General features: G+C 69.7%; 13 protein-coding genes. 6 read left to right on the top strand and 7 right to left on the bottom strand.

Translation table 11 applies throughout. The features are described 5' to 3' along the window. Positions 1–62 precede the first annotated feature (62 nt). On the top strand, positions 63–911 hold the full coding sequence (locus AB4851_RS29375) for a LysR family transcriptional regulator (protein WP_414444539.1): 849 nt from the start codon (positions 63–65) through the stop codon (positions 909–911). A 54-nt stretch (positions 912–965) separates the two neighbouring features. On the opposite strand, the gene AB4851_RS29380 is transcribed toward AB4851_RS29375, so the two are convergent. Together AB4851_RS29380 and AB4851_RS29385 are read right to left on the bottom strand one after the other, a co-directional pair. Beyond that, positions 966–1,886 carry a 3-hydroxyacyl-CoA dehydrogenase NAD-binding domain-containing protein gene (locus AB4851_RS29380; RefSeq protein ID WP_414449890.1) on the bottom strand — a complete coding sequence of 307 codons (921 nt, stop codon included), beginning with the start codon at positions 1,884–1,886 and terminating at the stop codon, positions 966–968. A gap of 182 nt (positions 1,887–2,068) precedes the next feature. After that, complete coding sequence (locus AB4851_RS29385; RefSeq protein WP_414449891.1) at positions 2,069–3,934, bottom strand: phosphoenolpyruvate carboxykinase (GTP); 1,866 nt, start codon at positions 3,932–3,934, stop codon at positions 2,069–2,071. A gap of 535 nt (positions 3,935–4,469) precedes the next feature. Here AB4851_RS29385 and AB4851_RS29390 point away from each other — a divergent pair. From AB4851_RS29390 to AB4851_RS29400, 3 genes are all read left to right on the top strand, one after another. Beyond that, the gene (locus AB4851_RS29390) at positions 4,470–4,964 is read left to right on the top strand and encodes an Hsp20/alpha crystallin family protein (protein ID WP_414444536.1); all 495 of its coding nucleotides are present in this window, start codon (positions 4,470–4,472) and stop codon (positions 4,962–4,964) included. 21 nt (positions 4,965–4,985) lie between these two features. After that, on the top strand, positions 4,986–5,411 hold the full coding sequence (locus AB4851_RS29395; RefSeq protein WP_414449892.1) for an Hsp20/alpha crystallin family protein: 426 nt from the start codon (positions 4,986–4,988) through the stop codon (positions 5,409–5,411). A gap of 206 nt (positions 5,412–5,617) precedes the next feature. Further along, a complete protein-coding gene (locus AB4851_RS29400; RefSeq protein ID WP_414449893.1) occupies positions 5,618–7,315 on the top strand; it encodes a DUF2242 domain-containing protein in 1,698 nt (565 codons plus the stop codon). 177 nt (positions 7,316–7,492) lie between these two features. On the opposite strand, the gene AB4851_RS29405 is transcribed toward AB4851_RS29400, so the two are convergent. Then, positions 7,493–8,686, bottom strand: coding sequence for an MFS transporter (locus AB4851_RS29405; protein ID WP_414449894.1), 1,194 nt, complete (start codon positions 8,684–8,686; stop codon positions 7,493–7,495). Positions 8,687–9,165: 479 nt separating this feature from the next. On the opposite strand from AB4851_RS29405, the gene AB4851_RS29410 reads away from it, so the two are divergent. Beyond that, positions 9,166–9,906 carry an HAD family hydrolase gene (locus AB4851_RS29410; RefSeq protein WP_414449895.1) on the top strand — a complete coding sequence of 247 codons (741 nt, stop codon included), beginning with the start codon at positions 9,166–9,168 and terminating at the stop codon, positions 9,904–9,906. A gap of 366 nt (positions 9,907–10,272) precedes the next feature. Here the strand turns inward: AB4851_RS29410 and AB4851_RS29415 are convergent, their stop codons facing one another. From AB4851_RS29415 to AB4851_RS29425, 3 genes are all read right to left on the bottom strand, one after another. After that, positions 10,273–10,605, bottom strand: a complete 333-nt coding sequence (locus AB4851_RS29415; protein WP_414449896.1) for a DUF2322 family protein — start codon at positions 10,603–10,605, stop codon at positions 10,273–10,275. A gap of 236 nt (positions 10,606–10,841) precedes the next feature. Further along, positions 10,842–11,438, bottom strand: a complete 597-nt coding sequence (locus AB4851_RS29420) for an anthranilate synthase component II (RefSeq protein WP_414449897.1) — start codon at positions 11,436–11,438, stop codon at positions 10,842–10,844. 96 nt (positions 11,439–11,534) lie between these two features. Further along, positions 11,535–12,812, bottom strand: coding sequence for a PLP-dependent aminotransferase family protein (locus tag AB4851_RS29425; RefSeq protein ID WP_414449898.1), 1,278 nt, complete (start codon positions 12,810–12,812; stop codon positions 11,535–11,537). 420 nt (positions 12,813–13,232) lie between these two features. Between AB4851_RS29425 and AB4851_RS29430 the strand changes: the two genes are divergently transcribed. After that, entirely contained in the window at positions 13,233–14,402 is a 1,170-nt protein-coding gene (locus tag AB4851_RS29430) for an alpha-hydroxy-acid oxidizing protein (RefSeq protein WP_414449899.1), read from the top strand. A 244-nt stretch (positions 14,403–14,646) separates the two neighbouring features. Here AB4851_RS29430 and AB4851_RS29435 read toward each other — a convergent pair whose 3' ends face one another. Next, positions 14,647–15,948, bottom strand: coding sequence for an MFS transporter (locus AB4851_RS29435; RefSeq protein WP_414449900.1), 1,302 nt, complete (start codon positions 15,946–15,948; stop codon positions 14,647–14,649). Position 15,949 lies beyond the last annotated feature (1 nt).

Below are 15,949 nucleotides of genomic sequence, written 5' to 3' on the forward strand. Positions count from 1 at the left end.
GCTGCGACGGCCCAGCCGGGCCGCGCCCGCGCGCCGCTGCCGCCGTTCATCTGGATTCCACCATGCGTTCGTTATCGCCCGAACTGCTGCGCAGTTTCGTCGCCGTCGCCCAGACCGGCAGCTTCACCGCCGCGTCCGAGCGCGTCAATCTCTCGCAATCCACCGTCAGCCAGCACATCCGGCGGCTCGAAGAGCTGCTCGACCGGCCGCTGTTCGAGCGCGACACGCGCAACGTGCGGCTGTCCGCCAACGGCGACGCGCTGCACCGCTACGCGAGCCGAATCCTCGAACTGATGGACGAAGCGGTGATGTCGGTGTGCGGACCACCGCTGTCGGGCAAGGTACGGCTCGGCATGTCGGAGGATTTCGCGTCGGCCCACCTGCCCGCCGCGCTGGTCAGCTTCATCCAGCGCAACCCGGAAGTCGAACTGGAGATCACCACCGGGCTGTCGGGCGACCTGTTCCACGCGCTCGACGAGGGCCGCCACGACCTGGTGTTCGCCAAGCGCATCGCCGGCAGCCGGCGCGGCCGCGTGATCCGCACCGAGCCGCTGTACTGGTGTACCGGGCCGGCCTCGCCGATCACCGGGCGCGAGCCGGTGCTGCCGCTCGCGCTGCACCCGGAGCCGAGCGTGTCGCGCCAGCGCGTGCTCGAAACCCTGAACGCGATCGGTCGCCCCTATCGGATTGCCGTATCGAGCAGCAGCATCGCGGCGCTGCGCGCGGCCGCGGCGGCCGGGCTGGGCGTGTCGGCGTTCGCCGGCTACGTGATCCCGCAGGGCCTGGCCAAGCTCGAAGCGGGCCTGCCCGCGCTCGGCGACCTCGAATACGTGATCGACCGGCCCGCCTCGGCGTCGCGCTCGACGCTCGCGCTCGAAGCCACGCTGGTGGCGGCAGCGGCGGAATTCTAAGGCAGGCCGTCGCTACGGCCGCCTGCCCTCATTCGCGCGCGGGCTCGGTTTCGATCAGGGCAGGAAGCTGCGCCGGCGCGCCTCGATCAATTCCACCAGCAGCCGGTCGCGCTCCGCGCCGAGTTCGGCAATCGAGCGCGCACCCTGAATCTCGCGCAGTTCCTCGATCAGCTTGCGATCGACGTCCTCGTTGAACGCGGGCGCGCCGAGATCGTCCCACCAGCTCGTGATCGGCCCCGACAGATGGTCGAGGAAATGCGCCATGCCGCCGTCGCCGCCGCCCAGGTGATAGGTCAGGCCCTGCCCCATCAGCCCCCAGCGCAGGCCCGGCCCCCAGGACACCGCCTTGTCGGCGTCGGCCACGCTGACCACGCCCTCGCCCACCAGGTGATACACCTCGCGGAACAACGCGGCGGCCAGCCGGTTCGCCACGTGGCCGGGCATCTCCTTGTTCAGCACGATCGTGACCTTGCCGAGCCCGTCGTAGAAGCGCTTGGCGCGCGCGATCGCCTCGGGCGCGGTGGCTTCGCCACCGGCCAGCTCGACGAGCGGAATCAGGTGCGGGGGATTGAACGGATGCGCGATCAGGCAGCGCTCGGGATGCCGTTCGCAGGCGGTCTGGATATCGGACATGCGCAGGCCCGACGAACTCGATGCGATCAGCGCCTCGGCCGGCAGGCGCGCATCCAGGCGACGATACAGCTCGCGCTTGACGTCGAGCCGCTCGGGGCCGTTTTCCTGCACGAAATCCACGCCGTCGAGCGCGGCGTCGAGATCGGCCACGAAGCGCAGCTTGGCGCGGCAGGCCGCGAGCCGCGCCTCGCCCATGAAGCGCACGAGCGCCACGTCGAGCCGTTCGGCCGCGTCGGGCGCGGGGTCGGTCACGACCACCTCGAAGCCCTGATCGAGATAGAAGGCGGTCCAGCTTGCGCCGATCACGCCCGCGCCGACGACGGCAATGCGTTGGATATCCATGGGATGCGGTCTCCGGTAGCGAATTCGTTCAATGAATGACGGCGACGATTGTCGCATCGAACGGCTGCGAATCGCCCTGAACTGCTTTGGACCGCCGATTCTCCACGCCAATGAAAAACGCCACGCGAACCGGGTTCGCGTGGCGTTTTTTCAGGGTGAATCCGGGCAGGCCTGCTACCCGGTCAGCCTCGGAGCCGCGCCTCGAAGGCCGCCTTGGTGTCGGCCAGCGCTTGCGGCAGGCGGGTCTTCAGCTTGTCGAACAGCTCGTCGTGCAGCGCCAGTTCCTCGCGCCATGCGTCGCGATCGACCGAGGCCACCTGCTCGAACTGTTCGGCCGTGAACGCCATGCCGCCCCAGTCGATGTCCTGATAGCGCGGCGTCAGGCCGAGCGCGTGCTCGACGCCCTCGCCCCGGCCATCGATGCGCTCCAGCATCCACTTCAGCACGCGCATGTTCTCGCCGAAGCCGGGCCACGCGAAGCGGCCGTCGGCGTCCTTGCGGAACCAGTTCACGCAGTAGATCTTCGGCAACGTCGCGCCCGACGCTTCCAGTTGGCTACCAAGCTTCAGCCAGTGCGAGAAATAGTCGCTCATGTTGTAGCCGCAGAACGGCAGCATCGCGAACGGGTCGCGGCGCACCACGCCCTGCTTGCCGGCGGCAGCGGCGGTGGTTTCGGAGCCCATCGTGGCGGCCATGTAGACGCCCTCGGTCCAGTCGCGCGCCTCGGTCACGAGCGGCACCGTGGTCGAGCGGCGGCCGCCGAACACGAACGCGTCGATCGCCACGCCGGCCGGGTTGTCCCAGTCGGCATCGATCGACGGGCATTGCGAGGCCGGCGCCGTGAAGCGCGCGTTCGGATGCGCGGCCTTGCGGCCGGTTTCCTTGCCGATCGCGGGCGTCCAGTCCTGGCCCTGCCAGTCGAGCAGATGCGCGGGCGGCGTGTCGGTCAGGCCTTCCCACCAGACGTCGCCGTCGTCGGTCAGCGCGACGTTCGTGAAGATCACGTTCTCGCGCAACGTGGCCAGCGCGTTCGGGTTGGTCTTCTCGCCGGTGCCCGGCGCGACGCCGAAATAGCCGGCTTCCGGGTTGATCGCGTAGAGCTTGCCGTCCTGGCCGGGCTTGATCCAGGCGATGTCGTCGCCGATCGTCGTGACCTTCCAGCCGTCGAAGCCGGCCGGCGGGATCAGCATCGCGAAGTTGGTCTTGCCGCAGGCCGACGGGAACGCCGCCGCGATATGGCGTTTGGTGCCGTCGGGCGCGGTCACGCCGAGGATCAGCATGTGCTCGGCGAGCCAGCCTTCGTCGCGGCCCATCGTCGAGGCGATCCGGAGTGCGAAGCACTTTTTCCCGAGCAGCGCGTTGCCGCCGTAGCCCGAGCCGTAGCTCCAGATCTCGCGCGTTTCGGGGAAATGCACGATGTACTTGGTGTCGTTGCACGGCCACGGCACGTCGGCCTCGCCGGCCGCGAGCGGCTTGCCGACGCTGTGCACGCACGGCACGAAATGGCCGTCCTCGCCGAGCACGCGATACACGTCGCGGCCCATGCGCGTCATGATCCGCATGTTGACGGCCACGTACGGGCTGTCGGACAGCTCCACGCCGATATGCGCGATCGGCGAGCCGAGCGGCCCCATCGAGAACGGCACGACGTAGAGCGTGCGGCCGCGCATCGCGCCGCGGAACAGGCCGTCGAGCGTGCCGCGCATCTCGGCGGGCGCGACCCAATGGTTGGTCGGGCCGGCATCGTCGCGCGCTTCGCTGCAGATGAACGTGCGATCCTCGACGCGCGCCACGTCCGACGGATCGGACAGCGCGAGAAACGAGTTCGGGCGCTTGGCCGGGTTGAGCCGGATCATGGTGCCCTGCGCGACCATCTGTTCGCAGAAGCGATCGTATTCTTCCTGCGAGCCGTCGCACCACACCACCTTGTCGGCTTCGGTCAGCGCGGCGATGCGCGCGACCCAGTCGATCAGGCCGCGATGGCGAACGTACTCGGGCACGTCGAGCGACAGGGAATGCGTGGCCTCGACCGCTTGGTTTCGGGTCATGGAAATCTCCGGATAGGTGTTGAAAAGGAAGACGGTGTGCGTGAGGCCTGCGCGTCAGCGCGTGCGCGGCGGGGCGCGGCGCCGCGCACGCCTCGCGCGGTCGCGGGACGCTGCTGGCGCAGGCGGGTTTCTGTGCGGCGCGGCAGCGCGGCCGGCGGCGAAACCTTCACGGGGATTGGGGATTGCAACGATCACGGGAATCGGCATTGCCGATGCGAGACCTCAGTATTCGAGAGTGGGGCAGCATACCATCGCGATTCCAAAGTTTGGGATGGCACGACGCCGCTGCTAGGGATGATCCCGATAGGGATGCCCCTGAAGCGGGGCGCGACCCCAACGGGCTGCCAGCGGGCCGCCGGCGATCGATGCACCCGCAAGCATCGGTTTGAAAAATCCCTCTTGAATTCGTGCGCAACGTTCTTATTTGTGGAGCCATGAGGCGGTTGCGTTCCGCACCGCCGGTTGACCCCGCATCGCATGGCCCGCGCCCTTCGCGCACCGTCCATGCCGATCGATCTTCGAGAGGATTCGAACCATGACCACGTATCGCTTCGGCGCCGACCTGTTCGGCGAACTCGACCGGCTGCAACGGCAGATGTCGGGCTTCGCCGCCTCGCGCGGCAGCCGCTTCGACACCTTCCCGCCGATCAACGTCGGCGCGAACGACGATGCGATCGAGATCGTCGCCTTCGCCCCGGGCATGCAGGCCGGCGATTTCGACGTGACCATCGACAAAGGACTCCTGACCATCAGCGGCGAACGCAGCACCGCATCGCCCGGCGTTTCTTTTTCGTCCAATAATGTTTCGGATGCCGAATCATCTGGTGCGGAACCTGCCGCCCGAACCGCGCAAGCCGAAGCGGCTCGCCCGCTGTCGCGCGAACGCTTCAGCGGCCGCTTCCGCCGCGCGGTGGAACTGCCGTCGAATGCCGACGCCGGCAACATCGAGGCGCGCTACGACAACGGCTGCCTGCACATCCGTATCGCGAAGCGCGCTGCCGCGCAGCCGCGTTCGATTCACGTTCAGTAAATGATTGCGAGGACCATCGCCATGACCACCACTCCCGAACTCATCGACCGCCCCGCCGCCGACGCCACCGCACCGGCCCAACCGGGCGCCCATGACACGCCGCGTCGCGGCCCGAGCGTCACGCCGTCGGTGGATATCACCGAGGACGCGCAAGGCATCACGCTGTGGGCCGACCTGCCCGGCGTCGCGAAAGCGGGCCTCGACGTGCGCGTGCACGACGGCCGCCTGACCATCGACGCCCAGGCCGATCTGCCGCAAACGGCCGGCCTGCGCGTGCAGCATGCCGAACGGCGCACGCCGCGCTACCTGCGCAGCTTCGCGGTCAGCCCGCACTTCGACACCGCGCGCATCGACGCGAACCTGCGCGACGGCGTGCTGACGCTGCGTATCCCGCGCCGCGCCGAAGCGCTGCCGCGCAAGATCGAGATCGCCACGGGCCAGGCCTGAGCGATTCGGCAACACGTGCAGCACGATCCCGCCCCGGTTGGGCGGGATTTTTTTCGTGTGTCGTTTTTCGACTGCGCCGCCTGCGCGTTCGCGCGGCAAATGCAGCCTGGCATCAGGGGAAACTATAATAGCGGCCGGTCACGCAAGCGGCCCGGGGTCGCATCGCGCGGTGCCGGGCCGGTGCGTCCCTCCCACTACCCGACGCCATGCACACTCGACTTCGCCTGATTTCCCTGACTTGCGCGTTCGCGGCCACGGCCTTGCTGTCGGCCTGCTCGTCCGCGCCCAAGCCGCTGTACACGCAGGAGCAGTTCGACGCGTCGAGCAGCCCGTACACGCACACCTTCCACGACACTTCGTCGGCCACCTGCGAGGCCGCGCGCCGCGCGCTGCTGAGCCAGGGCTACACCACCAACCTGGCGCGGCCCGATACCGTCGACGGCAGCAAGAACTTCCAGCCGGCCAACGATTCGCACGTGGTGATCGAGTTTCACGTGGTCTGCGTCGATTCGGATCCCGATTCGGGTTCGAGCATCGCCTACGTGAACGCCGTGCAGGACCGCTACACGCTCAAGAAGACCAGCACGTCGGCCAGTGTGGGCCTGTCGGTGCTCGGTTCGTTGTCCTTGCCGATCGGGTCGAGCGACGATTCGATGGTGAAGATCGCCAGCGAGACGATTCCGGCCGGCGTGTTCTACGACCGTTTCTTCAAGCTCGTCGATCACTTCCTGAAGGTCAATCCGGCCAAGCACGGCAAGGCGGCGGCCAAGGCCGCCGAGCAGGAGCCGGTCGCGCCGCTGCCGGAACCGGCGCCGGGCACGGGTGGGCCGGGCGATACCGGGCCGGTCAAGATGCGCACGCCGGCCGAGCCGACGGGGCCGGCGTCTTCGCCGTCCGCTTCGCCTTCTTCGTCGTCATCTTCGCCGGTAGCGCCCGAGGCTGTGCTGGTGCCTACGGCGACAGCAGCGTCGCATGCGGCGACGGCCCCGGCCGCAGGCGCGAATGTTGCGCCCGGCGCGCAGGCCGTGGTGGCCTCGACGGGCACGTCCGCGCTGCCTAACGGCGGCGCAGCGCAGGCCACGGCCGCGCCAGCCACGCAAGGCATGAACGCGTCGGCAGCGAATCAGGTCGGCGCGGCCGGCGTGCCGACGCAAGGCGAGGTCAATCTGACGCCGGGCGCCGCGACAACGATCGCTCCGAACGGCCATGCCGCGGCCAACGCACCGGCGCCGCAGGCCGCGCCGGTCAAGGCCGCCGTTGCTGCACCGGCGGCATCGAATACGACCGCGCCGGTTGCGGCTTCGCATCCCGCAGCCACGCCGAGCGCCAACCCGGCTCCTGCGTCGAGCGCGACGGCTGCCACACCCGCAGCGGCTCCGGCCGCTGCATCGGCATCTGCCGCGGCCACGACTGCCACATCGGCACCTGCCGCAGCCACCGCCGCCGCATCATCCCCCGCACCGGCCACGGCCGCGCCTGCTCAGGCGGCCGCTGCCGCATCGAACGTCAACGCAGCCTCGGCCCCGACGCAGAACACCAGCGCGGCTGTTGCCGCGTCCGCCGCGGCCCCGGCCAGCGCCGCATCGTCACCCGCCGCCGCAAATCAAGCCGCTTCCGCACCGGCTGCCGCTTCGGCCACTTCCGCGTCCGCCGCGGCCCCGGCCAGCGCCACATCGTCACCCGCCGCCGCAAACCAATCCGCTTCCGCACCGGCTGCCGCTTCGGCCACTTCCGCGTCTGCCGCATCAACCCCGGCCGCTGGTTCAACCACGTCTGCCGCCTCAGCCCCACCCGCCGCTTCGACCACGTCTGCTGCCTCGACCCCGACCGCCGCTTCGACCGCTCCCGCCTCGGCACCAACCGCCGCCCCGGCCGCTCCCGCTTCCGCCGCCTCGGGTCAGTAAGCCCCCTGCTTCACGGCCCTCGCGCCTTCCCCGCTCCTCGCCCCGCGCTCGTCCGCGCCAAAAAGCAAAACGGCGGCGCGTAGCACGCACCGCCGTCAGGGCAGAACAAACCAACCCTCAGCAACCTCGCCTCACGCGCGGCGCACCGCACGCGGGCCAATACTCAAGCCACCGCGTTCAGCAAGCGGCCGGACTCGCCCGGCGACGCATCTGCGACAGCACCAGCAACAGCCCGAGCGCCGCGATCCCAGCGCCCGCCAGCGACACGGCCGCATACCCCAGCCCCGACGACAGCACCGCGCCGCCGGCCGCCGCGCCGAGCGCATTGCCGAGATTGAACGCGCCGACATTGACCGACGCCGCCAGCCCCGGCGCTTCGGACGCGGCGCGCATCACGCGCATCTGCAACGGCGGCACCACGGCGAACGCGCCCGCGCCCCAGACCAGCAGCGCCAGCGCCGCGCCCACCTGCGTCGTGGCCAGCACCGGGAACGCCGCCATCACCACGATCAGCAACAACAGGAACGCGATCAGGCTGCCTTCGAGCGACCGGTCGGCCAGCCGCCCGCCCGCCACGTTGCCGATCGAGAAGCCCACCCCGATCAGCACCAGCATCGCCGTGACGAAGCCCGGCGACGCGTGCGTCAGGTGTTCGAGCGCCGGCGCGATATAGGTGTAGAGCGTGAACATCGAACCCGCGCCGAGCACCGTGGTGGCCATCGCGCCGAGCACCACCGGGCGCGTCAGCACGGCCAGTTCGGCGCGCACGTCGGGCATGCGGCCGGCCTCGCCCTTCGGCAGCGCCGCGAGCAGCCCGGCCATGGCCAGCACGCCGAGGCCGGAGGTCGCGACGAACGACATCCGCCAGCCGATCATCTGGCCGAGCCAGGTAGCGGCCGGCACGCCGCCGACGTTGGCGATGGTGAGCCCCATGAACATCGTGGCCACCGCGCTGGCCTGGCGTTCGCGCGGCACGAGCGAGGCCGCCACCACCGAGCCGATGCCGAAGAACGCGCCGTGATTCAGGCTGGTCACGAGCCTCGCGAGCAGCAGCGTGGTGTAGTCGGGCGCGATGGCCGACAGCAGGTTGCCGATCGTGAAGATGCTCATCAGCAACACCAGCGCGGTGCGGCGCGAGGCACGCGCGAGCAGCAGCGTCATGATCGGCGCGCCGACCATCACGCCGATCGCGTAGGCGCTGATCAGCATGCCGGCGCTCGGAATCGAGACGTGGACGCCGTCGGCGATCACCGGCAGCAGGCCCATCGGCGAGAACTCGGTGGTGCCGATGCCGAACGCGCCGACGGCCAGCGCCAGCAGCGGCAAGGTCGAGCTCGGCGCCGACGCGGCGGGAGAGGAGGAAGCGTTCATGACGGCGGTCCTGTAAAGGCGCAATAAAAGCGCGGGCCGGCTGCACCCGCTATTCGACGTGGTCGCAGTGTGCCCGCAATGCTGCCCTGCAAAAAGCCGTCGAATGGGGAAAGAGCCTTGACTCTCAGTCAAGAATTGCGCACTTTCATCGTGCAAGCTCTGGCAGAGATTGCTTGAGGCGGATGGGATCAGGACGCGATGAAATCGCATTGATTACCTTCATATCGGCCCATTTATTCGTCATGACAGCGAAAACATCGATTTATTGCCGAATCTGACACCTCGCGCTCCGAATGACACGACACCATCGATTTCATCCAAAAATCAAGACACGATCTTTTGCTTGATGAAAGATCAAATGATCTGGTGCAATGCACCATCTCCCGGCCAGGTCGCGCCGGGACAAGAACCTGCCGGCGTCCGGCGAGCCGGCCGCACGGCCTTGCCGGTATCATGGCCGGTTACCGCAGGAGAACCCCATGCAAGCCCCCACCCCTTCCCCGCTGCGCGCGGACCGTGCCCTGATCAGCGATTGCGACGGCGTGCTCGTCGACAGCGAGGCGATTGCCGAGCGCATCGTCATCGAACGCCTGGAGGCGCTCTGGCAGGTCGAAGGCGTCCACGACGCAATCCGCCCGCTGCTCGGCATGCGTACCGCCGTGGTGCTGACCGAGGCCGGCAAGACGCTCGGCCGCACCATCAGCGAGGACGAAATCCATTCGATCCGCGAGGACATCCGCACCAACGCGGCCCACGCGCCCGAAATCCCGGGTGCCGTCGAGGCGCTCAAGTCGATCGCGCTGCGGCTGGCCTGCGCGAGCAACAGCGATCTCGATTACGTCGAGCGCGTGGTCAAGCGCGTCGGCCTCGACGAGGTGTTCGGCGGCCGCCTGTTCACCGGCGAACGCGTGGCGCGCCCGAAGCCGGCGCCCGACGTCTACCTGGCCGCGTCGGACACCTTGCAGGTGCCGCCGTCGGGCTGCGCCGTGATCGAGGACAGCGTGACCGGCGCGCGCGCCGCGCTCGCGGCCGGCATGACGGTGCTCGGCTTCACCGGCAGCGCGCACGCGCCCGACGAACGGCGCGCGGCGCTGCTCGCGATCGGCGTGCATGTGACGTTCGAACGGATGACGGAACTGCCGGGCGTGGTGCAGCGCTGGCTCGACGGCGAATTCGGCGTGACGAGCGAGGCGTCGGCCACGGCCGGGTCGGCAACGTAAGAGAAACCTCGGGCGGGAACGGCCGCCGCGCTCGGCGGACGGCACGCAACGGGCCATGGCGGCAGGGCCAAACAACCCGGAGGGAGCGCAAGGCCCTCGGAGGTCAGGATGAAGCCCTGCAACCGGGGCGGCGCGAAGCCCTCGGAGGTCGGGCCGAAGCCCTTCAATCGAGGCGGCGCGAAGCCCCCGAGATTGGGCCGAAGCCCTGCAACCGAGGCGGCGCGAAGCCCCCGAAGGTCGGGCCGAAGCCCTTCAATCGAGGCGGCGCGAAGCCCCCGGAGGTTGAGCCGAAGCCCTGCAATCGAAACGGTGCGAAGCGCTCGGCAGTCAGGCTGAAACCCGCCGAGCCTCGCGCCGCGCAGCCTCTCAGGCGGCGGCGATCACATCGATACGCAGCGCGGGCGCGCCGCCTGCCACCTCCAGCAGACGATCGACGTTCGGGTGCGCGCCCGGGCGGTTGCGCGCGTCGGCCGTGTGCTCGCCGAACACCGCGAGGCCATGCTCGGCCGCCGCGGCGTCGAGCTTGCCGAACGCCTGTTGCAGGTAGTGATAGACCGCGAGCGAGCCTTGCTTGCCCGGCTTGTTTTCGATCGTCGACACGACGCCGCCGCCGGCATCGACGAGGTCGATCCGTTCGATGCCGTCGATGGCCGGCAGTTGCGCGAGGTTGTCCTTGAAGACGGGGGTCGGTTGAATCACGGCGTACTCCGCTGGTTCGGTAATGATGGGCGGGCCGTATCTTAGCCGATCCCCTGGAGCGTGTTGCGCACTTCTCCAAACCGCCGCCGAAGCGCGAAGAAAACCGCAGCCCCTCACCCGGTAACGTCAAGGCGAACCATGCGGCTGCGGCGCGCCCTGTCCGATCTCGATGAAAGAGCACGCGCCGCAACGGCAAGACGAACGGCATGAGCCGCACCACGCGCCGCGTGGGCGATTCAGGCGGCCTGCTTGCGCTTGTGGGCCAGCGCGATGTCGCGGAAGTTGCGAAACAGGTCGATGCCGCCTTCGGTGCAGATCGATTCCGGATGGAACTGCACGCCGTGCAGCGGACGCGTGCGATGGCGGATGCCGTGGATCACGCCGTCCTCGCCCCACGCGCAGGCCTCGAACGGCTCCTGCACCGCCTTCACCACCAGCGAGTGATAGCGCACGATCGACAGCGCCTCGGGCAGGCCGGCGAACACGCCGCGCCCGTCGTGGCGAATCACGTTGACCCGGCCGTGCATCGGCTCGGGCGCGTGCACCACCTCCATGCCGTGCACGTGCGCCATGCACTGATGGCCGAGGCACACGCCGAGCAGCGGCAGCGTGCCGTCGCGGATCACGTCCGCGCTGATGCCGACATCGGCGGGCACCGCCGGCGTGCCCGGCCCGGGCGACACGATGATGCAGTCATAACGCGAGAAATCGATGTCGTCGAGCCGCGCGGTGTTCTTCACGACGGTCGGTTCGACGCCGCAGGCCTCGCCCATCTGCTGGAAGATGTTGTAGGTGAACGAATCGAAGTTGTCGATGATGAGGGTCTGGCACATCTGCGCACGGTCCTGTAGACGAGTGGTGAAGGACACGAAAGGGACACGGCCACGCGCAGCGACGCCCCCGCTCGGGGCGCGCCCGCGCGAGGCCGATCAGCCGAGGGCGTGCAGCTTCGCGTCGAGATAGCGCGCGAAGCGCTCGACGCCGGCCTCGATCGCGGCCGGCTCGGCATTGCTGAAGGCAAGACGCACGGCGTTGCGATACCCGCCGTCAAGCGAGAAGAAGCTCATCGGCATCACGATCACGCCGTGATCGCGCGCACATTCCACCGTCTCGCGCTGGCCGAAATCGAACGGCAGCGTCACCCCGAGGAAGAAGCCGCCGTCGGGCCGATTCCAGGCGATGCCGTCGCGCCCGCCGAGCCGCGCCTCGAGCGCCGCCACCAGCGTGTCGCGGTTGCGGTGATAGAACGCGCGCGGCGCCTCGACGAGCCTGCGCAGGCTGCCGCCCTCGCGCAGCAGCACGCCGCCCACCAGCGCCTGCGTGACCTGGCTCGTGTTGACGGTGACGAAGCTCTTGCGCTCGGCGAGCTCGGCGCGCAACCGCTCGGCCGCCGCCTCGTCGCCGAACAGCCGCTTCGGCAGCACCGTCGCGCCGATGCGCACGGCCGGGCACAGCGTCTTCGAATAGGTGGCGAGATAGATCACGCAGCCGGCCGGATCGAGCGACGTCATCAGCGGCGGCGCGTCGCCGTCGAAGCGGAACATGCCGTACGGGTTGTCTTCGAGCGCCACGATGCGGTGCTCGATGCAGCCGGCGATGATCGAACGCCGCTCGGCTTCGCTGAGCACGGTGCCGGTGGGATTGTCGAAATCGGGCGTCAGATAGAAGCCGCGCGCGGTCTTGCCCACGCGGCGCAGCGCGGCCGCGGTGCGCGCCAGCGCCTGCTCCCAGCGCTCGCCGTCGGCGCAGGCCACCGGCACGATCTCGATGCCGGCGAAATCGGCCACGCCGGTGATGCCGATATAGGTGGGGTTGCGCGCGAGCATCACGTCGCCGGGCGCACGGCACAGCGCCGGCACGATCAGCGCGAGCGCTTCCTGGCAGCCGGCCGTCACCATCACCTGCTGCGGGTCGCAGTCGATGCCCTCGTCCACGCGCAGTTGTTCGGCCACCAGGGCGTTGATGATGCCGGCCGTGCGGCCGTATTGGGCGATGCGCCGGCCCGCGAACGCGAGATCCCGGCCCGCCTCGCGCGCCGCGTGCGCCTGATAGTCGGGCACGGCGGCGAGCCAGCCCTCCAGCGAGAAGAACTGCTCGGCCGGCCGGCCCGACGCGAACGAAATCGCATCGGGATAATCGTTGGCGGCTTCGTTGAGGAAATTCATCACCGCGAGCCGCGAGGCTCCGGCATTGGCTTGAGTCGACAAGGCCCTCTCTCCTGTATCTGACAGCGACCGGGGCAGCGCTTGGGCGCGCGAAACGGGGGTATCCCGCCGCGACGCGCCATCACGAGTCCGGTGCCCGGTGCGCCCCGCCCCAGCTTCATTCGCGCGGCGCCCGATGATTGTGTTCGCGGGACGGCGCGCGGCGTTGCCGGCGCGGGCCATCGACGATCGCGGCTACGATAGCACCGCCATTTCTCCATGAATCGTTTGCTGATTTTTCTTGATTAAGTCGCACGCGCCGGCGGTTCGCGCACTTCGCATTGGCGGCCAATGCGAAGCAAGCGGGCCGCAGGGGCGCCCGTGCAGGCGCAAAGCGTTTACACTCGTGCGCTTTCGCGCCCGCCCCGCCCGAGCGACACGTTCGTCGTCGCGCCGCATGGGCCGCCACCACGCCTGCCGCCGATGCCCGATCCCGTCAACGTCGAAGATTTTCGCCGCCTCGCCCGCCGCCGCCTGCCGCGCCGCGTGTTCGACTACCTCGATGGCGGCGCCGAGGACGAGCGCGGCCTCGATCGCAATCGCGACGCGTTCTCGCGCATCGCCTTCGTGCCGCGCCGGCTCGTCGATGTCAGCACGCGCACGCTCGATACCACGCTGTTCGGCAAGCCGCAGGCCGCGCCGTTCGTGATCGCGCCCACCGGGCTGAACGGCCTGATCTGGCCGGACGGCGACATCGCGCTGGCGCGCGCGGCGGCGCAGGCCGGCGTGCCGTTCGCGATGTCCACCGCCTCGAACGTCACGCTCGAACGGCTCGCCGGCGAGGCCGGCGGCGAGCCGTGGTTCCAGCTTTACGTGATGCATCGCGCGCTCGCCGACAGCCTGGCCGAGCGCGCCGCCCGCGCCGGCTATCGCACGCTGGTGGTGACCGTGGACGTGCCGCTGAACGGCAAGCGCGAGCGCGACCTGCGCAACGGCTTCGCGCTGCCGCTGCGCTACACGCCACGCGTGCTGCTCGACGGCCTGCTGCACCCGCGCTGGTCGTGCGCGCTGCTCGCCAACGGCGGCGTGCCGACGCTGGCCAACGTGGGTGCCGACGACGGCGCGAGCGTCGAGGTGAAGGCCGCGCTGCTCAAGCGGCAGATGGATGCGAGCTTCAACTGGCAGGACCTGCGCCGCTTGCGCGATCGCTGGCCGCATCGCCTGCTCGTGAAGGGCATCCTCGCCGCCGACGATGCCCGCGCCTGCCTCGAACTCGGCGCCGACGGGGTGATCCTGTCGAACCACGGCGCGCGCCAGCTCGACGACGCGATCGCGCCCATCGACGTGCTCGCCGCCACGCGCCGCGCCTGCGATGCCGGCGAGCACGTCGATGGGCGCGGCGCGCTGCTGATGGACAGCGGCATCCGCCGTGGCGCCGACGTGGTGAAAGCGCTCGCGCTCGGCGCCGATGCCGTGCTGCTCGGCCGCGCGACGCTGTACGGGCTGGCCGTGGCCGGCGAGGCCGGCGCCTCGCGCGTGATCGCGATCCTAAAGGACGAGATCGACCGCACGCTCGCGATGCTCGGCTGCCGAAGCGTGGCCGAGCTGTCGCCCGCGCATGTGAAAGCGCCGGGGGCAAGCGCCGCCGCGTGAGCGCGCGGCGCGTGTCATGAGCCGCGCGTGCCATGAGCGGCGCTTGCCATGAGCCGCGCATGCCACGAGCGACGCGCGCGATAAGCGACTCATGCCACGAGCGACGCTTGCAGAGCGGAATTCGAATCGATCGTCCCTGCCAGGCTCGCCGCCCGTCGGCCGGATCGAGCGCATCCGGCACCGGCCCGGCGGCATCGAGCGGCGCAATCGCGGCGCCCATCGCGCAAACCGCGAAGTCAACTTGCTATCCGGCATGCATCGTGTCGCGCGGTTCGCCGCTATCGATGCCCTGCTCGATGCCATGCCCCGCCCCGCGCGCCACCCGCCACGCCGCCACGAACGCCACCGCCATCAACGCGGCGGCCAGAAAGAACGCGAGCCCCGGCATCGGCCGCGCCACGCGCGGCCCGATCGACCACGCGAAGCCGAGCCCGTACACCAGCGGCCCGACGATCGACGCGAGCCCCACGAAGGCCTGCATCACGCCTTGCAACTGCCCCTGCCCGGCTTCGTCCACGCGACGCGACATCAGCGCCTGCAGCGCCGGCATGAACAGGTTGAAGAACACGTAGACGGGCATCGCCAGCAGGTAGCCCCAGCCCGCCGAGGCGAGCCCGAAGCCCAGGTAGCCGAGCGCGCCGGCCGCCGCGCCGATCAGCAGCGCGCCGCGCTCGCCGGCGCGCTTCACGATCGGCCCCACCAGCGCCACCTGCACCAGCGTGCCGAGGCCGCCGCTCGCCATCATCACGAGGCCGATCGCAGCCGGCGTCCAGCCGTAGCGATAGCCGCCGTACAGCACGAAGATCGACGGCCCCACCATCCACGCCAGCGCGAACAGCACCGCGAGCGCCGCCAGCCCGAGCAGATCGCCGCGCGCCTTCAGGAACGCGAGCGCGCCGAACGGATTGAGCTTGCGCCGGTCGAGGCGGGCCGTGCGCGCCTCGGGCGCGAGCGATTCGGGCAGGATCGCGAGCCCGTACAAAAAATTGAGCGCCGACAGCGCGCCGGCCACGTAGCACGGCAGGCGCAGATCGATGCCGGCCAGCAGGCCGCCGAGCGCCGGCCCGGCCAAAAAGCCCAGGCTCACCGCCGCGCCGATCCGGCCGAACGCGCGCGCGCGTTGCTCGGGCGGTGTGACGTCGGCCACGTAGGCGTTCGCGGTGGCGAGGCTCGACGAGGTCAGCCCGTTCAGCACGCGCCCGGCGAACAGCCACGCGAGGTTCGGCGCGAGCGCCATCACGAAGGAATCGACGGCCAGCCCGAACAGCGAAATCAGCAGCACCGGCCGCCGCCCGACGCGATCGGACAGCGCGCCGAGCAGCGGCCCGCAGACCAGTTGCATCGCGCCCCACACCACGCCGAACAACGTGCTCCACTCGGTCGCGAGCGCGGTGTCGCCGCCGGCGAACTGCTTGATCAGGTTCGGCAGCACCGGCAGCACGATGCCGAACGAGATCGTGTTCATCACCGCGGTGGCGAAGATGAAGCCGAATGCGGCACGCGAACCGCCGCCGCCACCGCGCGCCGAACCGGTCAGTTCCGGCATG

The organism is Burkholderia sp. 22PA0099 (assembly GCF_047497165.1).
Classification (GTDB): Bacteria; Pseudomonadota; Gammaproteobacteria; order Burkholderiales; family Burkholderiaceae; genus Burkholderia.